This is a genomic window from Micromonospora sp. NPDC049049 (genome assembly GCF_040649115.1).
In the GTDB taxonomy this organism is placed as follows: domain Bacteria; phylum Actinomycetota; class Actinomycetes; order Mycobacteriales; family Micromonosporaceae; genus Micromonospora.
The window spans coordinates 129256-154148 of the sequence record NZ_JBEZEX010000006.1; the positions used below are offsets into that span (position 1 = coordinate 129256).

A 24893-nucleotide genomic window follows, 5' to 3' on the forward strand; every position below is an offset into this window, starting at 1 on the left:
GGACCGCGGTGGGCCGTGACGCACCCACCGCAGCCCCACCACCACGTACCGTTGTCAGCCCTTGGCCAGTGCCCGGGAGATCACCATCCGCTGGATCTGGTTGGTGCCCTCCACGATCTGCAACACCTTCGCCTCACGCATGTACCGCTCCACCGGGTGGTCGGCCACGTAACCCGCACCGCCGAGCACCTGCACCGCGTCGGTGGTCGCCCGCATCGCCATGTCGGTGGCGAACAGCTTCGCCTTGGCCGCCTCGATGGCGTACGGCCGGCCGGCGTCGCGCAGACGGGCCGCCGCCAGGGTCAGCGCGCGGGCAGCGGAGATCTGGGTGGCCGCGTCGGCGAGGAGGAACCCCAGCCCCTGGAAGTCGATGATGGAACGCCCGAACTGCTGCCGCTCCCGGGCGTAGGAGACCGCGTAGTCCAGGGCGGCCTGGGCCAGCCCGACCGCGCACGCCGCGATGCCCAGCCGGCCGGAGTCCAGCGCGGACATCGCGATGGTGAAGCCCATCCCCTCGCCGCCGATCAACCGGTCGGCCGGCACCCGGGCCTCGTCGAAGGCGATCTGCGCGACCGGGGAGGCGCGCAGCCCCATCGTTCGCTCGGCCGCCTGCGGGGTGATGCCGGCCGTGCCCGCGTCGGCGAGCAGACAGGAGATCCCCTTCGGACCGGGCCCGCCGGTGCGGCAGAAGACGTTGTAGAAGTCGGCGGTGTGGGCGTGGGTGATCCACGCCTTGGTGCCGGAGACCAGGTACGCGTCGCCGTCGCGATCCGCCCGGGTGGTCAGCGCCGCCGCGTCCGAGCCACCCTGCGGCTCGGAGAGGCAGTACGCGCCCAGCAACTCGCCGCCGAGCATGTCCGGCAGCAGCTTGCGCTGCTCGTCGCTGCCGAACGCCGCCACCGGGTAGCAGGACAGGGTGTGCACGCTGACCGCCTCGGCGACAGCGAGCCAGCGGCTGGCCAGGATCTCCAGGACCTGCAGGTACACCTCGTACGGCTGCGCCGCGCCGCCGTACTCCTCGGGGTAGGGCAGGCCGAGCAGGCCGGCGCGGCCCAGCGTGCGCAGCACCTCGCGGGGGAACTCGGCGCGTTCCTCGAAGGCCGCGGCCTTCGGCGCGAGCTCGCCGTCGGCGAGCTCGGTGGCGAGACCCAGCAGGTCGTGGGCCTCGTCGGTGGGCAGGATCCGGTCGACAGTCATAGCGCGATGAGCTCCGTGGGGGTGGTGTTGAGCCGTTGCACGCCGTCCGTTGTGCAGACGACGATGTCCTCGATGCGGGCGCCGTGCCGGCCCGCCAGGTAGATGCCTGGTTCGATGGAGAACGCCATGCCGGCGTCGAGGGGTCGGTCGTTGCCGGCCACCAGGTACGGCTCCTCGTGCCCGTCCAGACCGATGCCGTGACCGGTGCGGTGCAGGAACGCGGGACCGTAGCCGGCGGCGACGATCGGCGCGCGGGCCTCGGCGTCGGCCGCCGCGGCGGTGATCCCGGGCCGCACCGCCTCGACGGCGGCGCGTTGGGCGTCGCGCAGCACGGCGTAGTAGTCCAGGAAGTCGGCCGGCGCCGACCCGCCCGCCAGGTAGGTGCGGGTGCAGTCCGAGCGGTAGCCCGACGCCATCGTGCCGCCGATGTCGACCACCACCGGCTCGCCGACGCCGATCGGCCGGTCGGAGGTGCCGTGGTGCGGGCTGGCCCCGTTGGGTCCGGCCGCCACGATGACGAAGTCGACGGTGACGTGTCCGGCGGCCCGGATCGCCGCGGCGATGTCGGTGGCGACCTCGACCTCGGTGCGACCGGGGCGCAGCCACTCGCCCATCCGCAGGTGCACCTCGTCGATCGCCGCGCCGGCCTCGGCGAGCGCCGCGATCTCCGCCGGGGACTTGCGGATCCGCAACTCGCGCAGGACCTCCCCGGCGAGCCGTTGCGCGGCGTCGGGCAGCGCCGCGCGCAGGCCGAGGACCTGCTCGGCCCACATCCGGTCGGCGAGCCCGACCGCCGCGACCGGGCCGTCGAGGGCGGCGACGACCAAGGGGTACGGGTCGGTGCCGTCGACGTGGTCGACGATGCGTACGCCGGTGTTCGGGGCGGCCTCCGCCGCGGGACGTTCCAACCTCGGTACGACCAGCGTCGGCTCACCTTCGGCGGGCAGCACCAGGCAGGTCAGCCGCTCCCCCGCGTGGGCGTCGTACCCGGTCAGATACCGCAGGTCAGAGCCGGGTGTGAGCAGCAGTGCGTCCAGGCCGGCGGCGGCCGTCGCTCGCTGCGCGGCGATCAACCGATCCGGCGGATACAGCTCGTCGATTCCCACTCCGCCAGCTTAACGGTCGTTTGGGCAAACCCCCTATTGGCACCGGATGGCCGGAAATCCATCGGCGTTGATTGACTCGGACAGTTAACACTCTTTAAGATTTGGCTGCCTCGAGGCCCACCCGTCACTGCGTCCCCCGCACCGCCCGCCCGCGACAACCCTGCGCGGGCGGGTGTCGTCCCCCGCCCACGGGAAGGCCCCCGATGTCCTCACCACTGCGCCGCGCCCTCGCCGCCGGCCTGCTCGCGCTGGCTACCGCCGGCGCCACCCTCACCGTCGTTCCCACCGCCGCGCAGGCAGTGGTGCTGCCGAACAACTTCAAGAGCGTCGGCTACATGCCCTCCTGGGCCGGCAACATCAACACGATCCAGTACAACAAGCTCACCCACATCAACTACGCCTTTGTCCTGCCCAACAGCAACGGCACCCTGCAAGGGGTGGACGGGGCCCGGCTCTCCTCGCTGGTCTCGCAGGGGCACGCCAACAACGTCAAGGTCTCCATCGCCGTCGGCGGCTGGAACGACGGCAACGACTCCGCCTTCGAGGCGCTCGCCGCCAACGCCACCAGCCGCACGAACTTCGTCAACAACCTGATCAACTTCGTCAACCAGTACAACCTCGACGGCGTCGACATGGACTGGGAGTACCCCGACCCGGGCACCTCGGCCAACAACTACACGGCGCTCATGACGCAACTCGGCAGCGCCCTGCACAGCCGCGGCAAGCTGCTCACCGCCGCCGTGGTCAGCGAGGGCGGCAGCGTCCAGGGCGTCCAGACCGCCGTGTTCAACCAGGTCGACTGGCTCAACATCATGGCGTACGACGGCGGCAGCCCGCACGCCAACTACGACTGGTCGATCAACGCCATCAACGGATGGAAGGCCCGCGGCCTGCCGGCCAGCAAGGCCGTCCTCGGCATCCCGTTCTACAGCCGCCCCGTCTACTACAACTACTCGTACCTGGTCGGGCTCGACCCGGCGAACGCCAACCGGGACTGCGCCACCATCAACGGATCGCAGCAGTGCTGGAACGGCATCCCCACGGTCAAGCGCAAGACCCAGTGGGCCCTCGCGAACGCCGGCGGCGTGATGAACTGGGAGCTGTCGCAGGACACCAGCGGCTCGACCTCACTGCTCAGCGCCATGTACGACACCATCATGGGCGGCACCACCCCGCCGCCGACCGGACGCACCGGTCAGATCACCGGGATCGGCGGCAAGTGCGTCGACGTGGCCTCGGCCAGCACCGCCAACGGCGCCGCCATCCAGATCTGGACCTGCAACGGCACCAACGCGCAGACCTGGACCGTGGCCAGCGACAGCACACTGCGCGCCCTCGGCAAGTGCGCCGACATCACCAGCGGATCCACCGCCAACGGCGCGAAGGTCCAGCTCTGGGACTGCAACGGCAGCGGCGCCCAGGTCTGGCAGGCCCAGTCCAACGGGACGCTGCGCAACCCGCAGTCGAACAAGTGCCTCGACGTCACCGACAACACCTCCGCCGACGGCGCCCGGCTGCAGATCTGGGACTGCTTCGCCGGCGCCAACCAGCGCTGGACGCTCCCGGCCTGACGCCGCCCGCAGGTCCTCGGACCAGCCTGGCTCGTAGGGCCCCCGGTCGACGCGTCGGCGTCAGCCGGGGGCCCCGGCGTGCTCACCGACCAGGTCGAGCATCTCCTGTACCGAGCCGGCCGGGTCGGTGACCGGGAACTGCACGGCCCGCACCACCGCCGTCGGGTCGACCAGCAGGGTCAGCCGCTTGAACCGGGTCACCCCGCCCGCGCGGAACACCGGCAGCAGCAGCCCCGCTCCCAGCCGACCGTCCTGGTCGGACAGCAACGGAAACGGCAGTTCGGCGTACGCGGTGAAGTCGGCGAGCTGATCGGGCCGCTGGGTGCTGATCCCGTACACCCGGACACCGGCGGTCACGAAGTCCGGATGACGCTTCGCGTAGGTGGTCGACTCCAGTGTGCAACCCCGGGCGCCGGGAATCTCCGCCCAGCCGGGGGGATGGCCCTGCGTCCCCGGCGCGTACGCCCCGGGGAACAGGTAGAGGACCGTCCACCCGTCCGTCGCGGTCACCGCCACCGGGTGCCCGTCAGCGGCGGGCAGGACGACCTCGGGCAACCGTCGACCCACCAGGTCGCGCACCCGGCGCGCCTCGGCCGAGTCGGCGTCCGCCGTGGCGGTCACGTCACCGTCACCCATCAGGTACCTCGTTCCCCAGTCCTGCAACGCGATCAGCACCGGCAACAGCCCCTCACCCTTCCCGGTGAGCAGGTAGTCGTACCGCGGTGGGTGCAGCGAGTACGGCCGGCGCTCCAGCACACCGTGCTCGACCAGCGCGCCGAGGCGCTCGGTCAGCGCCCGACGGCTGACGCCCAACTCCCGTTGCAGCGCGTCGAAACGGGTCGTCCCGCCGGCGACGTCACGCACGATGAGGAACGTCCACCAGTCCCCCAGTACGCCGAGCGCCTGCGCGATGCCGCAGTCCGCATCGGCAAGATCTTCTCGCCGCACCCGCTACCTCCGTCGCTCCCACTCCGACTATAGTACGTTCCAGATTGGAACGCACTGGCTCGGCGAACGGGGGACGGCGACATGCACGTCGACGAACGGGCCGGGGGGTTCTGGCGCTGGTGGACCGCCGGCACGACCAGCAAGGTCGGGTCGGCGGTCGGCCGTCGGCGCGGTCGCACTGCCGCTGACCGCGCTCACCGTCCTGGCCGCCTCCGCGTACCAGCCCGCACTGTCGTTTTCCGGGCCGGCGCCTCCCCTGCGCCCTAGCCTGGGACCGGGCGCCCGTGCGGGCGACCTGACCGGGAGGACCGACGTGGCAGGGAACCAGACGAACCGGGCGGCGACCCGCCGTCGCCGCCAACTGTGGGCCGGAGTCCTCGCGCTCGTCGGCCTGGTCCTGCTCGTCATCGGCGTCACCGTCGCCGACGGCATCGCGGCCTGGGTCGAGGTGGTGGTCGCGATCCTGCTGCTGGTGACCAGCTACGTCGTGCAGCACCTGGCCCGGCGGGACACCGTCTACCAGCCCGACGAGCGACGCTGACACCACCAGCGGCCGGGCGTACCCCAGATCGTCGGACGGTTGTGCCAGGCTGTCCGGCGTGGCACACCGACCCCCGATCCTGCTGATCGACTCAGCCAGCCTCTACTTCCGGGCCTACTTCGGCATCCCGGAGTCCGCCGCCAGGGCCGAGGACGGCACCCCGGTCAACGCGGTGCGCGGCTTCCTCGACATGCTCGCCACCCTGATCCGGGTGCGGGGCGCCGACCGGATGATCTGCGCACTGGACTACGACTGGCGACCGGCGTGGCGGGTCGACCTGCTGCCGTCGTACAAGGCGCACCGGGTCGCCCCGCAGGGCGGCGAGATCGTTCCGGACACCCTCTCCCCGCAGGTGCCGATGATCCTGGAGGTGCTGACCGCGGTGGGCATCACCGCTGTCGGTGCGACCGGCTACGAGGCGGACGACGTGCTCGGCACCCTCTCGGTGACCCAGCCCGGCCCGATCGAGGTGGTCTCCGGCGACCGCGACCTGTTCCAACTCGTCGACGACGCCCGACCGGTCCGACTGCTCTACGTCGGGCGCGGCGTCGCCAAGCTCGACGACTGCGACGACGCCGCCGTGCGGGCCCGCTACGGCGTGCCCGCCGACCGGTACGCCGACTTCGCCGCACTGCGCGGCGACCCGAGTGACGGGTTGCCCGGGGTGGCCGGCGTCGGCGACAAGACCGCCGCCCGGCTGATCGAGCGGTACGGCAGCATCGCCGGCATCCTGGCCGCGCTCGACGACTCCGACTCGTCCTTCGCACCGGGCCTGCGCGCCAAGCTGGTCGCGGCCCGCGACTACCTGGGCGTCGCGCCGACGGTGGTCCGGGTCGCCCTGGACGTGCCCCTGCCGGAGCTGCCCACCGCGCTGCCGAGCGCGCCGGCCGACCCGGACCGGCTGCTCGAGCTCGCCCAACGATGGAACCTGGCCGGCTCGGCCCGCCGCCTGGTCGACGCCCTCGCCGCGCCGCGCGGCGGCGAAAAGCCGTCGACATCGCCGCAGGCGCGGTAACCGCCCGGCACGACCCGGTTGGGGGACGAGCGGGTGAACGCGGGTTCCCGCGCTCCCCCGCTCGTTACCGTCCGTCAAGGTGGGCCGGACAGGTCCATCGAGTCGAGCGGTTCCGCAGGAGTAACCCGTGCACCTCCCCGCGTCGGAGCCCGGATCGCCACAGGCCAGCGGTCCGCCGGTGCGCGACCCGGAGGGCCCGCGCCGGGTCACCCTCCTCGAACTCTTCTTCGACCTGGTGTACGTGGTCGCCCTGGCGCTCATCTCGCGGGGACTGGCCGAACGACTCGACTGGCACCGGGCCGCCGAGGCACTGATCATGCTGGCCGCCGTCTGGTGGACCTGGGCGATCACCACCCTGGTCACCGACCTGTACGACCCCGAACGCACCGAGATCAAGCTGCTGATCAGCGCCGTCATGTTCGGCGCGCTGCTGATGACCACGGCCATCCCGGAGGCGTTCAACAGTCGAGGGATCGTCTTCGCCGGCACGTACGTGGCGATCCACCTGGGGCGTGGCCTGTTCCTGATGCCGGCGGTACGCCGCGAACCGCAGACCCAGCGTCGGGCGGTCCGCATCTTCGTCTGGTTCGTGGTGTCGGCGATCCCGTGGCTCATCGGCGCATTCGTCAGCGGAGACGCCCGGATCGTGTGCTGGGCCATCGCGCTCGCCATCGACTACCTCGGCTTCCGACTCGCGTACCCGGTGCCCGGTCTCGGGGTGGTGCCCGAGAAGCAACGCAACGTCACCGCGGAGCATCTCTCCGAGCGCTACCAGCAGTTCTTCATCATCGCGCTCGGCGACGCCATCCTGACGATCGGCACCATGTTCAGCATGGAGCACACCGAGGCCGACAACATCGAGGCCTTCGCGGTGGCGTTCCTGACCACGCTGCTGCTCTGGCGGATCTACGTGCACAAGTCCGGCGAGCTGCTGCCGACCGCCATCAAGGCGGCCGAGTCGCCCAGCAAGTTCCTCTTCAGCGCGCCGTACACCCATCTGCTGATGATCGCCGGCGTGGTCGTCACGGCGGCCGGCTTCCACCTGGTGCTGCACGAGCCGACCGGGCGGACCCCGCCGTCCTGGCTGGCGGTGATCCTCGGCGGCCCGGCGCTGTTCCTGGCCGGCCGGGCCTCGTTCGAGTACGAGGTGTTCAGCCGGGTGTCGTGGTCCCGACCCGGTGGGGTGCTGGCGCTGCTGACCATCGCCCCCGCCCTGCTGTACGTGCCGCCGCTCTTCGCGTCCCTCGGCGGGCTGCTGGTGCTGGGCGGGGTGGCCTACGCGGACTTCCGGCGTAGCCACGGCAAGCCTCCGGAGGCCCCGTCACCGCCGCACTGAGCCGCCTGCCAGCTACACCAGCGCCCCGGCGTACCCCCGGACCTGCAGTCGTTCCCGGGCACCTCCGGCCAGGCGCACCTGGAGGCCGAGCGGCGCGGCGGCGCGGCGGACGTCGTCCACGTGCAGCGATCCGTGCCGGTCCACGGTGAGCACCGGCGGCTCTTCGAGGTCACCCTCCGGCGCGTGGAACGAGAGCAGGGTGACCGAGGTGGTGAGGTAGCCCGGGTACGCGGCGCGGGCGGCTGCCTCGTCCCGGTGGACCAGCACCACCAAATCGTCGAGGTGGGCGAAGTCGGCGGCGAGGTGGCCCGCCTTCCAGTGCGCCGGTTCCTCCGCCTCGCCGGTGAGATGCCGTGAGCGGTTCGCCGAGGTGATGTAGAGGTGATCCGTCGCGGTCTCGGCGAGCGCCCGCTCAAAGAAGGCGTTGGAGGGGCAGGTCAGCCCAGGTGCGATCACCTGGGTGGTCCGCATCCCCTGGTCGATCTGCGTGAGGTGGTCGGGAAGCCGGTCGGCGGCCGGCCCACGGAAGCCGAACGGCCCGGCCCCGTACAGGGCGTCCATCAGCGCCCGCACCCGACCGACCGGCAACCGCGGCGATATCCGCGTCCAGTCGAACATCCCGGGGATCCGGCCGATCGCCGTGGTGATGCTGCCGACCTGGTGGGCCGGTCGACCCTTGGCCAGGTTGACCAGGCGTACGGTGGCCGCGTCGGGGCGCGTCACGATGGCGTAGAAGTTGGCGAACGCCGCCGCGACGATCGCGCCGCCAGCAAGCGCGCGGGCCGCGACCGCGACGTCCTCGGGGCGGTCGATGTAGAGGGGCGGTGTCGGGGCGTCCATGAGTCCTCCTCGGCGGGGCCGTGAGGCAGTTCTACGTCCACTCACCCGGATGACGGCGAGGTCGGTCGGCGATCCGATAGCCGACAGGTGCCACCCGGTGCGGGCGGCGGATGCCCGGGCGGTACACAACGGCGGACGGCATCGGCCGGATGGGGGATCCGGCGGGGGGTCCTAGCACGCAACCGTTAGCCGCGCGACCTGATTGGGTACAACGGCTGCACCTCAGATCCACCACATACCTCAGGAGGCAGCGATGCGCGGCAGCTCGATTCTCGGAGTCATCGTCGTGATCTGGTTGGTGATCGGCGCCATCGCCGGTGGCCAGCGCGGTTACTACAGCGGCGACGACACCAACTGCGCCGAGGCCGGCACCATCCTGGTCACCATCGTGGCCGGGCCGTTGAACTACATCGGCGCCAACCCGAAGGTCGACTGCAAGCTGCCCGAGCCTTCCAAGTAGGCAACAGACGTAGACCGGCCCGTGCCCCCGCAGTGGGGGCGCGGGCCGGTGCAGTTTTCGGCGAGATCGCGCAACACCACTAGCCCGCCTCAATCTCCCGTAGCCGGGACCGCGCACGCATTCGCCCTGATCCGTCGGGAGGACATCGACCCGACGGCGCTCGCCCCCCTGCTCGCCGACTGGCTCGTCGCGATGATCCCGACGGTTCGGCAGACCGCCTACCAACTGCGCAGCGGGAACTACACCGACGGTGTCGTCTCCCCTCTCGCCATGCAGGTGGCGGGCACGCCGACCTTTCTGCGCACCGCCGAGCAGCAGGGCGTCAGCCCTGAACTGCTCCGCCCCTACTTCGACCTGATGCGTCGCCGCCTGGCGGAGGGAGGTGGTGAGGAGGACCTGACGGGCGTCATCGATCTGCTGGTGCGCTGATGGCGTGCGGTGGCTGGAGGCGGTGCTCGGTGCTCGCGGTCGCCCACCGCACACCGCCTAAGGCATCCTAGGAGGCTGGTTTGCGGCCCTGCGGCGTTTGTCCACGCCGGGGCCGGGAACGGCCGGTGCCTCAGTCAGCGAACGGGATCGGGAGTGTGGGCATGCAGATCGGCTACAAGCTGGCGACAGAGGGGTACGGCCCGCAGGAAATCATCCGCCAGGCCGTCCTTGCCGAACGGGCCGGCTTCGACTTCGTCGAGATGAGCGACCACTTCCACCCGTGGCTGGACGCGCAGGGGCACTCGTCGTTCACCTGGAGCGTGCTCGGCGCCATCGCGGCCAGGACCAGCACCCTGCGCCTGGCCACCGGGGTCACCTGCCCGACCGTTCGCTACCACCCGGCGATCATCGCGCAGGCCGCAGCGACCATGGCGCTGATCTCCGACGGCCGGTTCACCCTCGGAGTGGGCGCCGGCGAGCGGCTCAACGAGCACGTGGTCGGGCAGGGCTTCCCCAGCGTTCGAGGGCGACACGAGCGACTACGCGAGGCGCTGGAGATCATCCGGCTGCTCTGGCAGGGCGGCTACCAGTCGTACGAGGGCCGGCACCTGCAACTGGAGGACGCCCGCATCTTCGATCTGCCGGACACCCTGCCCGTGATCGCGGTGGCGGCGAGCGGTGAGGTGTCGGCGCGGCTCGCCGCCGAGTTGGGCGACGGCCTGTTCGCCACCGAGCCGGACGCGTCGATCGTCGAACACTACCGACGCGCCAAGGGTTCGGGCCCGCGCTACGCCGAGGTGCCACTGGCCTGGGCCACCGACGAGCAACAGGCGGTGCAGGCGGTGTTGCAGACGAGCCGATGGATGGTCACCGGTTGGAAGGTGATGAGCGAACTGCCGAACCCGGTCAACTTCGACGCGGCCAGCGCGTACGTCGAGGAGAAGCACATCCGGCAGCTCTTCGCCATCGGCCCGGACCCCGAGCCCCACGTCGCCAAGGTCCGGTCGTACGTCGAGGCCGGCTTCGACCACATCGTCCTACAGAACGCCGGCCCGGACCCGGACGGCTTCCTCGACTTCTTCGCCGGCGACCTCTCCGGCCGCCTGCGCGCGATGGGTTGACGCGCCGTGACCCTGCGCGCGAGGGGCTAACCCCGTGACGACGCCGAACCCTCCGTCTCGACACCTGATCGCGGCGGCGTCGGTGGCCACCGGGTTCAGCGGTCGGGGAGGCCGAGGCGTCACGTGACGGAGCACCGCCCGTCCGGACGATCCGTCCGGACGGGCGGTGCACTCGGGATGAACGCGCTCGGGATGGTGCGCGGGTCGACGCTCAGCGGAAGCAGTGTGCGATCGGCACCTGGCTGCCCTCGCAGTTGGTCGGTTCGTTCTCGACCACCACGCTCTCATCGTCGATCTTGACCTGGGCGTGCATGCCGAAGATGCCGCCGGGCTTCACCGTCGACGCGTTGTGGGTGACCTTGCTGGTGTAGATCGCCACCGAGCCCGCGTTGGCGTAGATGCCTCCGCCCTGGGACGCGGCGCCGACCGCCTCGTTACGGGTCACGTCACTGCCGCGGACCAGCAGGTTCGCCTTCTCGGCGTAGATGCCGGCTCCGAAGCCGTGGGTGGTGTTGCCGTCGATCACGCTGTCGTCGATCGGCGTCAGGCCCTTCACCGTCGAGACACCGCCCCCGTTGACTGTGGACGTGTTGCCGCGGATGGTCATCGTGCGCATCACCAGCACCGCGTCGGAGTTGGCGGCACCGCCGCCGACCTGCGCGGTGTTGTTCAGCAGCTCGGTGTCGGAGACCTTCGTCCGGGCCGAGAAGCTGGCCAGCCCGCCACCCTGGACGGCGCTGTTCTGGGTGAAGGAGACGCTCTCCACGTCGGCGGCACCACGGTAGTTGCCCAGCCCGCCGCCGTAGGCGTTGGCGCTGTTGCGGTGGAACTCCGAGCGCTTCAGCGTCAGTACGCCGCCGTTGAGCAGGCCCCCGCCCTTGCCCGCGGCGCCGGAGGCGCTGTTGCCGACGAACGTGGAGTCGGTGACCACCATGTTGCCGTCGTTGAAGATGCCGCCGCCGCCCCCCTCGGGCGACAGCGAGGTGCTCTGCGTGACGGTGACCCGTTCCACCACCGCGGTGGCGCCGTGCACCACGTGCACGCTGCCGCCCTCGATGGCCGATCGGCCGTTGTGCAGTTCCACGTCGCGCAGGGTCAGCTCGCCGCCATCGCGGACGGTGAAGAAGCGGAACGCGGCGGCCTGGGCGGCCCGGGAGATGGTCGCGCCCGCGCCGTCGATCGTGATCGCCTGGTAGATCACCGGCAGGCCGGCGGTGTCGTCGGCCGGGTTGTGCGGCGGCGCGTCGGCGTCACCGGGGGTTTCCGCGGCGTCGGCGGCCTCCCGGGCGTCCCGGATCCCGCCGTCGTACTGGTCGGTCTCGTGGAACGCCTCGGTGAGGGTGTAGCGGCACTTGGGCGCGAGGCGGAGTTCGCCGCCGCCCTCGGCGTTGGCCGTGACCAGCGCCGCCACCAGCTTCGCGGCGTCGCACGGCACCGACACCACTCCTCGCTTGCCGGTGCCGGGGGTGGTGGGACGGGCCCGCTCGGCGTCCGGGTCGGGCCGGTCGCCGGTGCGGCGGTCGTCGTCGGCTGCCGGGGTCAGCCGAGCCAGACCGGGGAGGGCGACGGCGCGGTCGGCGGCGGCGGCCGCTCCGGCCGCTCCCACGACCAAGCTCCCCGCCAGCAAGCCGCTGGCTAAGAACCATCGGGACCGCCGTCTGGGTTGAGTCGCGCGGTCTCCCTCTCGGTACGTGGACATCAACGGTGCCTACCTTCCTGCGTACGTGACGTGACCGCGCGCCGATTCGGGCGCGGGGGGCTCGACGGGTTCGCCGGCTACCAAACGTCACGATAGGTCCGCAATACGGACAGGAAGGCGTGAACGTGAATAGTGCCCTCTTTCATCTTCAAAGCTGTCAGAGCGGCATCAGTGTCACCCGCCGACGTGGATGCCGGGTCGACGCAGCGGGTCCCGTTCGGTCCGGCGGATGATCTCTCGCACCACCGGCGGGGTGTCCCCCCGGCCCAGGATGAGGTAGCGCGCCAGGTGCGCGATCGGGCTGCCCTCCGACCACTCGAAGTGCGCGTGCGGCCGGACCCCGGTGGCGTCCCGCAGGGCCAGCAGGATCGCGGCGATCGCGTTCGGCGCGGCCGGGCTGTCGGCCCGCAGCACCCGGAAGCCGCCCACCTCGATGCCGTGCACGCGCAACACCTGACTGAACTCCGACGGATCGACCACATCGATCTCCAGGAACAACACGTCCGCGGCCCCGGGCACCGGATTCATCCCGCGCTGCGCCCGCTCCTTGAGCGTGTACTCCTTCACCGACCCCTTCTGCCGCTTGTTGGCGATCAGGTGCAGCTGCCCGTCGTGCGCCAGCGACTCGCTGATGAACCGACGGGCCGCCTCGTCGAACTCGATTCGCTCGGCGCGCAGCTCGGTGGTCCGGGTGACCCGGGAGACCAACGAGACCACGATGATGCCGAGGATGAACAGCGCGGAGATCGTGATGCCGTCCGGCTGTTCGATGACGTTCTCCAGCAGCGCGTACAGCAGCACCAGGGTCAGCACCGTGAAGCCGATCGCGGAACCCCGCCGGTGGTGACGGGCCGCGGAGATGGTCACCGCCACCGCCCCGGAGACCATCATCGCCAGGATCCCGGTGGCGTACGCCCCGGCCTGAGCGTTGACGTCGGCGCGGAAGGCGATCGTGATGGCGACGCTGACGACGGTGTAGACGATCACCACGGGGCGTACCGCCCGCGCCCACTCCGGGGCCATGCCATAGGACGGCAGGTAGCGGGGCACGATGTTGATCAGCCCGGCCATCGCCGAGGCGCCGGCGAACCAGAGGATGAGCACGCTGCTCACGTCGTAGACGGTGCCGAACACCTCCCCCAGGTAGGCGTGCGCCAGGAACGCCAGCGCCCGCCCGTTCGCGCCGCCGCCCGGCCGGAACTCCTCCTGCGGAATGAGCGCCGTGGTCACGAAGGTCGTCGAGATCAGGTACACCGACATGATCAACGCGGCGGTGGTGAGCAGCCGGCGCGTGTTGCGGATCCGCGCGGCGAGCCGGGCCTGCTTGTCCGGGCCGTCGGCCGCCACCAGGGGCATCATGCTGACCCCGGTCTCGAAACCGGACAACCCCAGCACCAGCAGCGGGAATGCCAACACGGCGGTGAGCAGCACCTGGCCCGGTCCGCCACCGGTCGCCGTCACCGCGGCCGTCCAGTTCGACACGATGCCCGGGTCCTCGACGATCCGACCCACCGCGACCACGACGATCACCGCGTTGAGCACCAGGAAGACCGCAACCAGCGGGATGGCCACCACCACCGCCTCGCGGAACCCGAGCAGGAACACCCCGCCGAGGATGAGCAGCAGCGCCACCGTCACCACGACCGGCACCACGGAACCGTGCAGGACGTCCGGCAGGTACGGGTTCTCCAGCAGGTGCACGGTGGCGTCGGCCGAGGAGAGGGTGATCGTGATGATCCAGGAGGTGGCCACGAAGCCGAGCAGCACGAGGACGAAGATCTTGCCCCGCCAGAACGGCAACAACCGCTCCAACATCGCCACCGAACCCTGACCGTGCGGGCTCTCGTGGGCCACCCGCCGGTACATCGGCAGCATGCCGGACAGGGTGAGCACGACGATCAACAAGGTCGCCAGCGGGGAGAGCGCCCCGGCCGCCACCGCCGCGATGCCCGGCAGGTACGACAGCGTGGAGAAGTAGTCCACGCCGGTCAGGCACATCACCTGCCACCAGGCGTGCCGACGGTTCTGCCCCTCGGTCGCCTCGGGGCCGGGCGGCTGCACCTGGTGCTGGAAGAGCCACCGGCGCAGCGGGCTGGCCGGCGGCGCCGAGCGGGCCGGTGTGGCCACGCGTTCGGGCACCACGACGCCCTGCCGGCCACCCCGATGTGGGCGGGCCGGATCGCGGGCTGCCCGCAGCGCCGGGTCCGGCCCGCTCGGCGCGTGTCGGCGCCCGCTCCAGCGCCGTGGTTTTGCCCGGTGCTCGTCACCCATCGCCAGTCCCACCCTCACAGGTCCTGATCTGACGGTAGGCGGTGCCCCGGCGTCCGATCGGCGGAACCGGGTACCTGTTCGGCCTGCTCAGGACAGGTCCGCGACGGCGAGCAGCCGGGCCAGCGCGGGTGGGTCGGCGACGGTGACAGTGGCCGCCGGGTGCCGGGGCCGTCCCCCGGGCACCAGCGCCGCCACCGGCACGCCGAAGCGCAGGCAGATCCCACCGGCCACGCTGCTGCCGAAGGTCGCGCCGCCGTCGGCCAGCGACAGGTGCGGGCCGATCGCCCGCCACCAGCGGTACGGTCCGCTCAGCTCGACGGCGGTGACGTTGCCCCGGTCGGTCCGCAGCCGCCACGGCCCGTACCGGATCATCAGGTCCCGTTCGGTGACGGCGACCCAGGCCGTCGCCGGGCGGACCCCGAGCAGCGCCAGCACCGGGCGGAACACCGGATCGAAGCGGAACGGAAACCGGGCCACGACGCCGGTCATCGGGCGCCGGGCCGAGCGGTGGGTTTCGACACCGGGCCACCCGGCCGCAGCGGGCCGGGACGCGCGGGCCGGGGGCGGGCGGCGGGCCGACGCCGGGCCAGGACGGTCATGGCGCGGGCGTACCCGATCCGAGCCCGCCGACACCCCCGGATCCGCTGGCCGTCGACGCGACTCCCGCCCGGCGTTCCCCCACCGCCGGCCGACCCCCCCGGGCCGGCCGACGGCGGCAGACGGTCGACACCCCCCGGGGCCGACCGGCTGTCCCCTGAGTGACCGACCCGACCTCGGGCGGCCACACGGGGTGGAACTGGTGGGACGCGCCTCCGCGCTCCGCCGCCCCCCACGGGGCGGAGCGCGGAGGCCCCCCGTCCCGGCTACTGCAGGAACGCCCCGAGGGGCGACAGCAGCAACCGGCCGAGCGCCGCGGCGTTGTCGTCCAGCCGTGTGCGCTCACACTCTCGGGCGTCCGGATCGTGCCGGCACCGCCAGATCTTCTGCGCGTTACGCCAGGCGACATCGCGGGTGTACTCGACCAGTTCCCCCTGGTACCAGTCGTCGATGTCGCCGTTGAGCATGTCGATGAGCAGCTGCCACCGCTCCAGGTAGCCCCGGCGCAGGCCGGGGATCTTGTCCGCGAAGATTTTGTTGATCTCGAGGTAGTCGTGGTGCTGGTCGCTGCCGTCGACCGGCTCCGACTCCAGGTGATCGAACGTGGTCACCAGGGCGAACGGCAGGTCGAAGTTGATGTGCGCGTTCACCCCGGCCGCCGCCGACGGCAGCGGCCGGGCATCCGGCCCCCGCATCCGCTCGAAGAGGCACGACCACGCCTTCGGGGTGCCGGGGCTGGAGTCGGTCCACAGCCGCATCGCGTCGAAGTACCGGGCGGCGAACTCGACGTCGAGCCGGGAGAGGAAGACCGGGTCGACGAAGCGGTCGTCGTACAGCCCGTCCAGCACGCTGCTGGTGATTGTCAGATAGAGCCTGTTGAAGTCGGCCAGCGGACAACTGGCTTCCAACGGTGGCAACCGGACCAGCATGTCCTGAAGCTTGGTCAGATGATCGACCACGGCCGGCACGTCCGCGGGATGATCGGCGAGCAGGTCGACGATGTCCCGGTGCACGGGCCCCCAGACCGGTTCGATCATTTCTCCTCCATTGTGGTCGGCGGCATCCCCCGTGCCGTCGTCGACGCGGCCCAGCCTCTCAGCCGACACCCGGCCACCGGATCAGTAGAACGACGTATCCCGGCGCGCACACGCGCCGGGATACGTACGCACTGTGGAGTCGGTCAGCCCCGTTGGTTGCGCAACTGGATCGCGCTGGCCTGCACGCGGGTACGGACCTGGAGCTTGTCGAAGATGTGCGACACGTGCACCCCGATGGTCCGCTCGCTGATGAACAGCCGCTGCCCGATCTCCCTGTTGGTCAATCCCTCGGCGACCAGGGCGAGCACTTCCCGCTCCCGGGCGGTGAGCGCCGCCAACTCGTCGTCGGACGCCTCGACCGGGACGCCGCGCGCACCGCTGATGCTGTCGCGCTCGTCCAGCGACACCCGGGCCCGCCCGGCCAACTCGCGGATCTCCGAGGTCAGTGGCACCGCGCCCAACCCCTGCGCCACCCGGTACGCCTCCCGCAGGAGCTTGCCGGCGGTGGCCACCCGGCTGCGCCGAGCCAGCAGCGCCTCGGCCTGGCGCAGGCGCGAGTACGCCGCCGGATAGGGATGATTGCGCCGATCCCACTCGGCCGCCGACGCGGCCCACAGCTCCGGATCGCTGCCGTCGAGGCGGCTGACCTCGGCGGCGCACAGCGCCAGGAAGCCCTGCACCACCGAACGCACCGGCCGGGCGGCACCGGCGCTCTTGCGGGCCACCCTCTCGGCCACGTCGCGCAGCCGGCGGACCGCCGTCGGGTCCACCTCCACGGTGCGGCTGGCGTGCGCCTCAGCCTCGGCGCGCAGGCCGTGCCAGACCAGCGCGGAGAGGATCATCACGTCGTCGGAACGGCTCTCGGTCAGGCCGCGCTGCACCGCCTGCCGCGCCACGTCGTGCCGGCCCTCCCACATGGCCAGCCCGGAGCGCAGGGTGAGCAGCGGAATGACGTGTCGCGCCCCGCCGCCGGCGAGCAGGGTCGCCACCGCGTCGAGGTCCCGGCCGGCGGCCTCGATGTCGCCGTAGCCCACCGACAGCCGGCACCGGGCCAACAGCAGCTCGACGGCGTCCGCACCGGACGGTCGGTGCCGCAGGGCCGCAGCCACCACCTTCTCCGCCTCGGCCCACTGGCCCACCCGGAACAGCCCGTTGATGGCGATGGCCAGCAGCCGGGTGCCCCAGGTGCGGCCCAGGCCCAGCTCGGTCACCCGTTCGGCGCCCCGCCGGGCCACCACCACGCCTTCTTCGAGGACGTTCAGCGGCCCGGTCAGCAACTCCGCCAGGTGCAGGTACGCGCAGGCCACGTCCTCGGGCTGACCGGCACGCTCGGCGGTGTCGAGGGCGTCGCGCATGACCGCCAGACCAGCGTCCGGGTCTTCCAGGCAGGCGTCGCTGAAGCCCAACGCCGAACTGGCCAGCACCACCTCGGTGGCCGAGCCCGCCACGTTCTCGGCCAACGCCAGCGCCTCGCGGGCCCGCTCACCGGCGTCGGCGTAGCGACCCAGGTGCAGCAGCAGCTCGGCCAGGCGGGCGGCGGCGCTGGCCCGGTCCCGAGGGGAGCAGTCCGCCGCCTTCAGCGCCCGCTGGTACTCCTCCTCGGCCAGCGCGGAGCGACCGGCGGCGGCCAGGTAGCGGGCGCGGCGGATGTGCAGCGCGCAGCTCGGCTCGCCACCCCGCAGCGCGGCCAGCTCCTCCAGCAGGGCCAACGCGCGGGCGTGCTCCCCACAGTGGTGGGCCGCCTCGGCGGCGTTCTCGAGCAACTCGACCCGGTCCACCGTCAGCGGGCCCGGCTCGGCGGCCAACTGCAACGCCGCCGACCAGTGCCGGTGCGCCTCGGCGTAACCGTGCAGCCGCTCGGCCTCCTGAGCGGCTGCCACCGCCGCCGGCAGGGCGCGCGCCGGCTCGCCGGCCAGCCGCCAGTGGTGCGCCAGCCGGGCCTGGTGCAACTCACCCGGCGCGGTGGTCAGCGCCTCGGCGTAGCGGCGGTGCAGCCCGGAGCGTTCAGCCGGCAGCAGCTCGTGCGCCAGCACCTCGGCCACGAGGCGGTGCCGCAGCCGGTAGCCCTCGTCGGCGCCGACCAGCAGCCGGTGCGCCACCGCGGCCCGGGCCGCGGCGATCAGCTCGTCCTCCGGCATCCGCAGCACCTCGGCCAGCAGCCAGTGCTGCACCGGTTCGACCCCGGCGGCCACCGCGTGCACCACGGCGTGCGCGTGCTGGGGCAGCGCGTCGACCCGGTCGAGGAAGATCTCCCGCAGCGTCTCGGACAGCCCGTCGCGGCCGTCGCGCAGATCCCGGGCCAGTTCCTCGATGACGAACGGGTTGCCGCCGCTGCGCTGCCACACCTGCTCGGCCGCGTCGGCGCTCAGCGTCCGGCCGACCACCGCGGCGGCGAGCGTCTCGGTGTCGGCCCGGCCCAGCGGTGCCAGGTCGAGCACCCGCACCGTGCGGAGCCGACGCAGCTCGGTGAGCACCCGGCGCAGCGGGTGAGCGCCCTGCAACGACTCGGCGCGCACCGCCGCCAGCACCGACAACTGAAGATCACCCAGGCCGGCGAGCAGGTAGAGCAGGAGCTGCCGGGTGCTGCGGTCGACCCACTGGAGGTCGTCGAGGATCAGCACCAGCGGGCGACCCTCGGCGATCAGGTGCAGGCCACGGGAGACCCGCTCCAGCAACGCGCCGGCACCGTCCGGGCTGGCGGTCTCGTCGGCGAACATCTGCAACAGCCCCCGCACCGCCGAGGAGGTACGGGCGGGTGAGGTGGACACCTCGGCGTCGAACCGGCGCAGCGCCTGCAACAGCGGGTGCAATGGAGAGGCGTCGCCGATGTCCAGGCAGCTGCCGGTGAGCACCACGGCGCCCCGCTCCCGCAGGCGGTCACCGATCTCGCCCAACAGCCGGGTCTTTCCCACACCGCTCTCGCCGGTCAGGAAGACCGCTGCGGTCTGCCCGTGCGCGGCCTCACCGAGCAACGCGGACCGAACCGTCTGCACCAGCTCGGCCCGGCCCACGAGCGGTGCGGTGTCCACATCGCTGGCCATGCCACGCAGCCTAATCACAGGGCCCCACACCGTTCTACGGCCGCCCACCGGTTCTGGTACTCCTCGCGTCGACTTTGCGACTAAAGGTTGCAGGTGGCCGACATACGTCGTTCGGCAGATCCCCCGTCGGCCCAGTAATGCCAATCTCCGGAGGTGATCAGGCAACAGCGGGGAGAGAGGCCGGTGCGACACCCATGACCACCAGCATCATCGTCGACACGCAGCGGACCGTCACCCCGCTCTGGCCGGTACCCCAGGAGAGGCGCGTCGTCACCGTCCTCTTCGCGGACATCGTCGGATCCACGGCCCTGGTGGACCGGCTCGACCCCGAGGACGTCCGAGCGTTGCAGCGGGCCTACTTCGACACCGTCGCCGGTGTGCTGCACCGCTGGCACGGGGTGGTGGAGAAGTACATCGGCGACGCCGTGATGGCGCTCTTCGGCGCCCGGCACTCCGACGGCTTCGACGCGTACCGGGCGGTTCGCGCCGGGCTCGAGATCCAGGCCGCGCTGGACCGACGGCCCATGGTCGACGGCATCAGGCTGCGCGTCCGGGTCGGCGTCGCCACCGGCGAGGTGGTGGTCGACCTGGGCGACGCCGTCACCGGCGGGCACGGTCTGGCCAGCGGGGCGGTGATCACCACAGCGGCCCGCCTGCAGGAGTACGCCGCGCCCGGCGCCGTCGCACTCTGCGCGGCCACCGCCCGCGCCACCGCCGGCCTGATCACCCAGCGTCAGCTGACGCCGACGCCCGTCGCCGGCCGGGTGTCGCCGGTGCCGGTCTGGCACGCCATCGGTCCGGTTCGCCCCGGCGCCGACCGGCACGACGGCCCGTTGATCGGTCGACGCCGCGAGCTGGCCACCATCCGCGACCAGTTGGGCTCGGCCATCCGAAACCGGACACCACGCTGGATCTCACTGGTCGGCCCCACCGGCAGTGGCCGCAGCCGGCTGCTGCACGAGCTGACCCGTGGGCTGACCACGGTGGACGGACTGCCGGTCCGCTGGTGCGTGGCGACCTGCCAGCCGTACCCCGACCAGGTGTTGGCGCCGGTCGCGCACCTGCTCCGCGGCCTCGCCGGGATTCGACACAGCGACGGCCCGGCGGCGGTCCACGACCGGCTCGTCGCCGCCCTGACCCCGCTCTTTCCGCCGACCCGGGTGGCCACTGCGGTTCCGGCGCTCCAGCGGATGCTGACCACCCCGGACGGCTCGGCCACCGCCCTCACCGGCGCGGCGATCTGCCGCGAGGTCCTGCTGCGGCTGGCCGCCCACCAGCCGCTGATCGTGGCCGTCGACGACCTGGACCGGGCCGCGCCCGCGGTGAGCCGCTTCCTGCACGCGTTGTACGACGCGGCGACGGAGCGTGAGCTGCCGCTGGCCCTGCTCACAGTGCACCAGCCGCAGTGGACCGACACCCGGCCCGGCCCGGCCCGCCAGATGACGATCGGACCCCTGGCCACTGTGCAGTCCGGACGGCTGCTGCGCCACCTGCTCACCCGGGCCGGACAGCCGGTGGCCCTGGTCGACCGGCTGCTGCCGCTGGTGGGCGGCCGCCCCGGGCACGCGGCGGCGTACGTCACGTCGCTGGTGGACGGTGCCGACCCGGCGGCGCTCCCGCTGCCCGAGGCCGTACGCCGGGCCGTCGGCGCGGAGCTGGACCACCTCGACGGTGAGCGGCGGGCGGTGCTGATGGCCGCCGGCACCCTCGGTGGTCTGATCTCCGGGGCGGCCGTGGACCGGGCACTCGGCTGGACACCCGGCCGGTCCGCGCCCGCGCTCCGCGAGCTGGTCACCGCAGGGCTGCTGCTCCCCCACCACGTCGACGGGTACGCGTTCGCCGCTCCCGCGCTGCGCCAGGTAGCCGTCGAACGGTTGCCCCGCGCCCTGCGGGCCGTCTTCCAACGCCGGACCGCCGCCGTGCCGCACCTCGACACGGTGCACCGGGACGCCGGCCCGCCCGACTCGCTCGCTGGTGCGCCCAACGGCTCGCCGGCGAGGAGCGCGCAGATCGTGCGCCTCGACACCGTTGGCGCTCGGACCGGCCGCCTCGACGACGTCTTCGCGTCGCTGGCCTCGGCAGGGGCGGGCGGTGCCACCGGCCCGACCCCGCTGAGGCGAGGCAGCCCCACCCCGACGATGGCCACCCGACCCGCCGCGTCGGGTCCCGCCACCAACCGTACGGCGGGCTCACGCCAGCTCCGAGCCGTCGCCTCGGCGGGCGACGTACCGCCGACGCCGGCCGCTGCGGCGTCCCGACCTCGGCGTCGCGCGAGCGGTGACCGATTCCGGGACGTCGGACGGCCCGCAACCCCGATCCGCCCCACGCCAGCGAGTTCGGCCACACAGTGGACATTCGCGGACGCCGGCACTCCGCCGGGCGTAGCACGGGCAGCACCCCGCCCACAGTTGATCCGCCCCCTGGACGACCTACCCGCCTCCGCCTAACCACCCCCACCCTCAGCCCCGCCCGAGCCCACGCCTCGCCCTGCCCGGCCCCGCCCTGCCCGCGCCCCGCCCCGCCCCGCCCCGCCCCGCCCCGCCCCGTCGATCATGGAGTTGTGGTGGGTGACAAATGCCCCGAAGACCAAGAAGTCCGGCACCACAACTCCATGATCGACGGTTGCGGCCGGCGATCTTGCACTTGCTGTCCCGGCATAAGCGGCATCCCACTGATATCGGCAACCGAAACTGCAAGATCGGCGCGGTGAGGGGCGGGGCGCGGGGGGGGTGGTTGGGTTACGGGGGCTGAGGCTCGTAGCGCTGCGGTGGGCAGCGCGAGCAGGCCGTCGGGGCCACGGTAGCGGGTGGTCAGCTCGTCGTAGGCGGCGCGAATGCGGCTGATCACCGCCGCCGGCTGGGTTTCCATCACCAGACCTGGCTTGCTGACGCCGTTGGCGGGGCCACTCCACCATGCCTCCGGGTCGGTGCGGTGCGGCCGGGCGCTCAGCCGGCAGCGAGGAAGGCCAGCACGCGCGGCCAGACCGCCGCGGTGGCGTCCGGGGAGTACTCGGCCAGGTCCGGGTCGGTGAACAGGTGACCCACGCCCGGATAGCTGAAGACCGTCAGATCGGCACCGGCGTCGGTCATTGCCTGCTGCCACTCGTCGACCTCGTCCGGCGCGTCGTACGGGTCGGGGTCGGCGAGGTGCAGCTGCACCGGCAACCCGGGTGCGACCGCGTCCGGGGCACCACCGGTGCCGTGCAGCAGGAGCAGACCGGCGGCGGCCGGGCGCTCGGCGAGCAGCGCCCCGGCCACCCCGGCGCCCATCGAGAAGCCGGCGAGCACCGTCTCCGGTGGCAGGTCACGCAGCGCGGCGCGGGCCCGGTCCAGCACCACCTCCTGGCCGATCTTGTCGAGCAGCGCGAAGCCCTCCTCGACGGTGTCGGTGGCCGGGACGCCGTACAGGTCGGGGGTGCTGACCTGGTGCCCGGCGGCGCGCAACCGGTCGGCGGCGGCGCGCACGGCGGGGCGCAGCCCGTACACGGAGTGGAACAGCACGACGTGTCGCATCCGGCCATCCTGCCGCAGTCGACAGTGCATCCGGGGTGGCCACGCGGGGTGGACGTCAGACCAGTGCCGCCAGCCGCGCGACCAAATCCGTCGGTGGCGGCATCGCGGCGATCTCGCTGCTGACCTGCGCGGCAGCGGTGCGCAGGCGCTCGTCGGTAAGCAGCTGGGTCAGTGCCCGCGCGGTGATGTCCCGGGGACGCAGCGCCAGGCCGGCACCCCGGCGGGCCACCAGCTCGGCGTTGTGCCGCCGGTCCCCGGCACCCGTGGTGGCCAGCTGGGGCCGGCCTGCGGCGAAGGCACCGAAGGCACTGCCCGCACCACCGTGGTGCACCAGGGCCGCGCTCGCCGGCAACGCCTCGTCGAGCGGAATCCAGCCGACCACCCGCACGTTGCCGGGCACCGAGCGGGCCGACCGCTTGTCGGGGCGGACCAGCACGATCTCGGCGTCCACCTCGGCGGCGGCGGCCACCACGGCGGGCATCGGCCCCCGGTCTCCGGGGCCGGTGAGGGTGCTGCGGGTGACCAGGATCCGGGGGCGCTCACCCGGCTCGCGCAGCCAGGCCGGCAGTTCCCCGCCGCCGACATAGGACGTGTAGCGCATCGGCCAGCCGCCCTGCGTGGCAACGCTGGGCGGCGCCACGGCGAGGGCGGCGGCCGGCGCGGGCAGTTCGGTGAGGCCGTGGCGGCGCAGCGCCGCGCCGAGTCGGGCGACGGTGGCGCCGACCAGGTCCCGGCCGTCGAAGAGGGCGTTCTCCTGGCGGACGGCCGGCACGTCGAGCCTCGCGGCGGCCACCGCGCCGGCGACCGCGAACGGCTCGTACAGCACCAGATCCGGCCGCCACCGGGTGGCCAGCGCGACCACCGGGTCGACGAGTTGGTCGTTGAGCGCGCCGAACAGCAGGCCGGCGCCCCGGGTGCCGGCGGTGCCGGCCAGCTCCGCCCGCGCGATCAGCGGATGACGGGGAAGGACCCGCAGCGCGATCCGGCCGAAGTCGAAGCCGGGCGCGATGTCGTGCACCGGCAGACCCGCCTCGGCGGCGGCCAGCGCTCCGCCGCCGGTGGCCACCAGCACATCGTGGCCGGCATCGCGGAGGGCGACCGCGAGCGGCACCAGGGGGAAGACGTGACCGACGAGCGGGGCGGAGACCACCAGCACGCGCATGGACCCGATCCTATGTCGACCACAGCCACACCAGGGGCCCCTTGCTGACCGTCGGCGTGACCGACGGGTAACCGACTCACCAGGCGTAGGACTGTGGGGCTTCTCCCGGCCCGGGCCAGATCTGGTCGAGTCGTTCCACCACCTCGTCGTCCAGCCGCACGGACAACGCGTCGAGGTCCAATCGCAGTTCGTCGATCGTCGTCGCGCCGACGATCGTGGTGGAGACGACCGGGTTGCGCAGCAGCCAGGCCACAGCCACGGCCGCCGGCTGTGCGCCCAACTCTCGGCACAGCCCCTCGTAGGCAGTGAGCTGGGCGCGGTGCGCCTCGACGCGTTGCCGGGTCGAGGGGTCGGTGGTGCGGCCCTGATCCAGGGCGTCGAGCGCGCCGGCGAGCAGGCCGGCGTGCAGAGGGCTGTACGGAATCAGTCCGACCCGAGGTGACGCAGGGCGGGGACGAGTTCCTGCTCGACGGCGCGTACGGCAAGGTTGTAGAGGCTCTGCTCGCTGGTCAGGCCGAGAAAGTGGCGTGCCGAGGCGGCGACCTGGGCGAGCGCCACGTCCCAGCCGGCGAAGTTGCTGCTGCCGACGTAGGTGATCTTGCCCTCGCGGACGAGCTGCTCCATCGCCTGCCAGATCTCCTCCCACGGCGTGGCCCGGTCCACGTGGTGCATCTGGTACAGGTCGATGTGGTCGGTCTCCAGCCGCCGCAGGCTGGCCTCGCACGCACGGCGGATGTGGTACGCGGACAACCGGCGGTCGTTCGGGCCGAGCCCCATCGGCTGGTACACCTTCGTCGCCAGGACGATGTCATCACGGTGCCCGCTACGCCGCAGCCACCGGCCAACGGTCTCCTCCGCGATGCCGTAGCCCTTCTGCATCCCCGGTGACTGTGGCCCGCCGTAGACGTCGGCAGTGTCGAACATGTTGATGCCAGCGTCGACGGCGGCGTCCATGACCGCGAAACTGGTCGCCTCGTCCACCGTGTACCCGAAGTTCATGGTGCCGAGGC

Annotated in this window: 19 protein-coding genes and 1 pseudogene; 8 read left to right on the plus strand and 12 right to left on the minus strand. The window is 72.3% G+C overall.

Annotated elements, in window-relative coordinates:
* Positions 1 to 54: 54 nt before the first annotated feature.
* Together AB0B68_RS09185 and AB0B68_RS09190 are read right to left on the minus strand one after the other, a co-directional pair.
* Entirely contained in the window at positions 55 to 1197 is a 1143-nt protein-coding gene (locus AB0B68_RS09185; RefSeq protein WP_357258821.1) for an acyl-CoA dehydrogenase family protein, read from the minus strand.
* Positions 1194 to 2303: a Xaa-Pro peptidase family protein gene (locus tag AB0B68_RS09190; protein ID WP_357258824.1), complete on the minus strand. Its 1110-nt coding sequence runs from the start codon at positions 2301 to 2303 to the stop codon at positions 1194 to 1196. Before AB0B68_RS09190 ends, AB0B68_RS09185 begins: the two co-directional genes overlap by 4 nt.
* A 203-nt stretch (positions 2304 to 2506) precedes the next feature.
* On the opposite strand from AB0B68_RS09190, the gene AB0B68_RS09195 reads away from it, so the two are divergent.
* Positions 2507 to 3874, plus strand: coding sequence for a glycosyl hydrolase family 18 protein (locus tag AB0B68_RS09195; RefSeq protein WP_357258828.1), 1368 nt, complete (start codon positions 2507 to 2509; stop codon positions 3872 to 3874).
* A 60-nt stretch (positions 3875 to 3934) separates the two neighbouring features.
* Here AB0B68_RS09195 and AB0B68_RS09200 read toward each other — a convergent pair whose 3' ends face one another.
* On the minus strand, positions 3935 to 4822 hold the full coding sequence (locus AB0B68_RS09200; RefSeq protein WP_357258831.1) for a winged helix-turn-helix transcriptional regulator: 888 nt from the start codon (positions 4820 to 4822) through the stop codon (positions 3935 to 3937).
* Between the two features lie 313 nt (positions 4823 to 5135).
* Between AB0B68_RS09200 and AB0B68_RS09205 the strand changes: the two genes are divergently transcribed.
* The 3 genes from AB0B68_RS09205 to AB0B68_RS09215 all read left to right on the plus strand — a co-directional run bounded on the left by AB0B68_RS09205 (position 5136) and on the right by AB0B68_RS09215 (position 7714).
* Positions 5136 to 5363: a hypothetical protein gene (locus AB0B68_RS09205; RefSeq protein WP_355007449.1), complete on the plus strand. Its 228-nt coding sequence runs from the start codon at positions 5136 to 5138 to the stop codon at positions 5361 to 5363.
* Between the two features lie 58 nt (positions 5364 to 5421).
* Positions 5422 to 6378 (plus strand): 5'-3' exonuclease, encoded by a 957-nt coding sequence (locus AB0B68_RS09210; RefSeq protein WP_357203352.1) that lies wholly within the window; start codon positions 5422 to 5424, stop codon positions 6376 to 6378.
* 127 nt (positions 6379 to 6505) lie between these two features.
* The gene (locus tag AB0B68_RS09215; protein ID WP_357203355.1) at positions 6506 to 7714 is read left to right on the plus strand and encodes a low temperature requirement protein A; all 1209 of its coding nucleotides are present in this window, start codon (positions 6506 to 6508) and stop codon (positions 7712 to 7714) included.
* Positions 7715 to 7726: 12 nt separating this feature from the next.
* Here AB0B68_RS09215 and AB0B68_RS09220 read toward each other — a convergent pair whose 3' ends face one another.
* Positions 7727 to 8554 (minus strand): hypothetical protein, encoded by an 828-nt coding sequence (locus AB0B68_RS09220; protein ID WP_357203358.1) that lies wholly within the window; start codon positions 8552 to 8554, stop codon positions 7727 to 7729.
* Between the two features lie 253 nt (positions 8555 to 8807).
* Between AB0B68_RS09220 and AB0B68_RS09225 the strand changes: the two genes are divergently transcribed.
* From AB0B68_RS09225 to AB0B68_RS09235, 3 genes are all read left to right on the plus strand, one after another.
* Complete coding sequence (locus AB0B68_RS09225; RefSeq protein WP_357258834.1) at positions 8808 to 9014, plus strand: hypothetical protein; 207 nt, start codon at positions 8808 to 8810, stop codon at positions 9012 to 9014.
* Between the two features lie 48 nt (positions 9015 to 9062).
* A complete protein-coding gene (locus AB0B68_RS09230; RefSeq protein ID WP_357258837.1) occupies positions 9063 to 9443 on the plus strand; it encodes a hypothetical protein in 381 nt (126 codons plus the stop codon).
* A gap of 161 nt (positions 9444 to 9604) precedes the next feature.
* Positions 9605 to 10564, plus strand: a complete 960-nt coding sequence (locus AB0B68_RS09235) for a TIGR03557 family F420-dependent LLM class oxidoreductase (RefSeq protein WP_357203364.1) — start codon at positions 9605 to 9607, stop codon at positions 10562 to 10564.
* Between the two features lie 211 nt (positions 10565 to 10775).
* Here AB0B68_RS09235 and AB0B68_RS09240 read toward each other — a convergent pair whose 3' ends face one another.
* The 5 genes from AB0B68_RS09240 to AB0B68_RS09260 all read right to left on the minus strand — a co-directional run bounded on the left by AB0B68_RS09240 (position 10776) and on the right by AB0B68_RS09260 (position 19209).
* Positions 10776 to 12263, minus strand: coding sequence for a hypothetical protein (locus AB0B68_RS09240; protein WP_357258840.1), 1488 nt, complete (start codon positions 12261 to 12263; stop codon positions 10776 to 10778).
* 174 nt (positions 12264 to 12437) lie between these two features.
* Positions 12438 to 14534: an amino acid transporter gene (locus AB0B68_RS09245; protein ID WP_357203369.1), complete on the minus strand. Its 2097-nt coding sequence runs from the start codon at positions 14532 to 14534 to the stop codon at positions 12438 to 12440.
* A gap of 87 nt (positions 14535 to 14621) precedes the next feature.
* Complete coding sequence (locus AB0B68_RS09250; protein ID WP_357258843.1) at positions 14622 to 15011, minus strand: hypothetical protein; 390 nt, start codon at positions 15009 to 15011, stop codon at positions 14622 to 14624.
* A gap of 386 nt (positions 15012 to 15397) precedes the next feature.
* Positions 15398 to 16168, minus strand: coding sequence for a DUF5995 family protein (locus AB0B68_RS09255; RefSeq protein ID WP_355007439.1), 771 nt, complete (start codon positions 16166 to 16168; stop codon positions 15398 to 15400).
* Between the two features lie 143 nt (positions 16169 to 16311).
* Entirely contained in the window at positions 16312 to 19209 is a 2898-nt protein-coding gene (locus AB0B68_RS09260) for an AAA family ATPase (RefSeq protein ID WP_357203375.1), read from the minus strand.
* A 194-nt stretch (positions 19210 to 19403) separates the two neighbouring features.
* Between AB0B68_RS09260 and AB0B68_RS09265 the strand changes: the two genes are divergently transcribed.
* On the plus strand, positions 19404 to 21656 hold the full coding sequence (locus AB0B68_RS09265) for an adenylate/guanylate cyclase domain-containing protein (protein ID WP_357203378.1): 2253 nt from the start codon (positions 19404 to 19406) through the stop codon (positions 21654 to 21656).
* Between the two features lie 498 nt (positions 21657 to 22154).
* On the opposite strand, the gene AB0B68_RS09270 is transcribed toward AB0B68_RS09265, so the two are convergent.
* The 3 genes and pseudogenes from AB0B68_RS09270 to AB0B68_RS09280 all read right to left on the minus strand — a co-directional run bounded on the left by AB0B68_RS09270 (position 22155) and on the right by AB0B68_RS09280 (position 24882).
* Positions 22155 to 22721, minus strand: a complete 567-nt coding sequence (locus AB0B68_RS09270; protein ID WP_357258847.1) for a dienelactone hydrolase family protein — start codon at positions 22719 to 22721, stop codon at positions 22155 to 22157.
* A gap of 55 nt (positions 22722 to 22776) precedes the next feature.
* A complete protein-coding gene (locus tag AB0B68_RS09275; RefSeq protein WP_357258851.1) occupies positions 22777 to 23883 on the minus strand; it encodes a nucleotide disphospho-sugar-binding domain-containing protein in 1107 nt (368 codons plus the stop codon).
* Between the two features lie 76 nt (positions 23884 to 23959).
* A pseudogene (locus AB0B68_RS09280) lies at positions 23960 to 24882 on the minus strand (aldo/keto reductase).
* Between the last annotated feature and the right edge of the window lie 11 nt (positions 24883 to 24893).

What these genes read in the sequence shown, in the direction of transcription:
- AB0B68_RS09265 (WP_357203378.1), top strand. Translation starts at nt 19,404, where the DNA reads ATGACCACCAGCATCATCGTCGACACGCAGCGGACCGTCACCCCGCTC.
- AB0B68_RS09255 (WP_355007439.1), bottom strand. Translation starts at nt 16,168, where the DNA reads ATGATCGAACCGGTCTGGGGGCCCGTGCACCGGGACATCGTCGACCTG.
- AB0B68_RS09270 (WP_357258847.1), bottom strand. Translation starts at nt 22,721, where the DNA reads ATGCGACACGTCGTGCTGTTCCACTCCGTGTACGGGCTGCGCCCCGCC.
- AB0B68_RS09235 (WP_357203364.1), top strand. Translation starts at nt 9,605, where the DNA reads ATGCAGATCGGCTACAAGCTGGCGACAGAGGGGTACGGCCCGCAGGAA.
- AB0B68_RS09185 (WP_357258821.1), bottom strand. Translation starts at nt 1,197, where the DNA reads ATGACTGTCGACCGGATCCTGCCCACCGACGAGGCCCACGACCTGCTG.
- AB0B68_RS09195 (WP_357258828.1), top strand. Translation starts at nt 2,507, where the DNA reads ATGTCCTCACCACTGCGCCGCGCCCTCGCCGCCGGCCTGCTCGCGCTG.
- AB0B68_RS09225 (WP_357258834.1), top strand. Translation starts at nt 8,808, where the DNA reads ATGCGCGGCAGCTCGATTCTCGGAGTCATCGTCGTGATCTGGTTGGTG.
- AB0B68_RS09275 (WP_357258851.1), bottom strand. Translation starts at nt 23,883, where the DNA reads ATGCGCGTGCTGGTGGTCTCCGCCCCGCTCGTCGGTCACGTCTTCCCC.
- AB0B68_RS09245 (WP_357203369.1), bottom strand. Translation starts at nt 14,534, where the DNA reads ATGGGTGACGAGCACCGGGCAAAACCACGGCGCTGGAGCGGGCGCCGA.
- AB0B68_RS09260 (WP_357203375.1), bottom strand. Translation starts at nt 19,209, where the DNA reads ATGGCCAGCGATGTGGACACCGCACCGCTCGTGGGCCGGGCCGAGCTG.
- AB0B68_RS09220 (WP_357203358.1), bottom strand. Translation starts at nt 8,554, where the DNA reads ATGGACGCCCCGACACCGCCCCTCTACATCGACCGCCCCGAGGACGTC.
- AB0B68_RS09240 (WP_357258840.1), bottom strand. Translation starts at nt 12,263, where the DNA reads ATGTCCACGTACCGAGAGGGAGACCGCGCGACTCAACCCAGACGGCGG.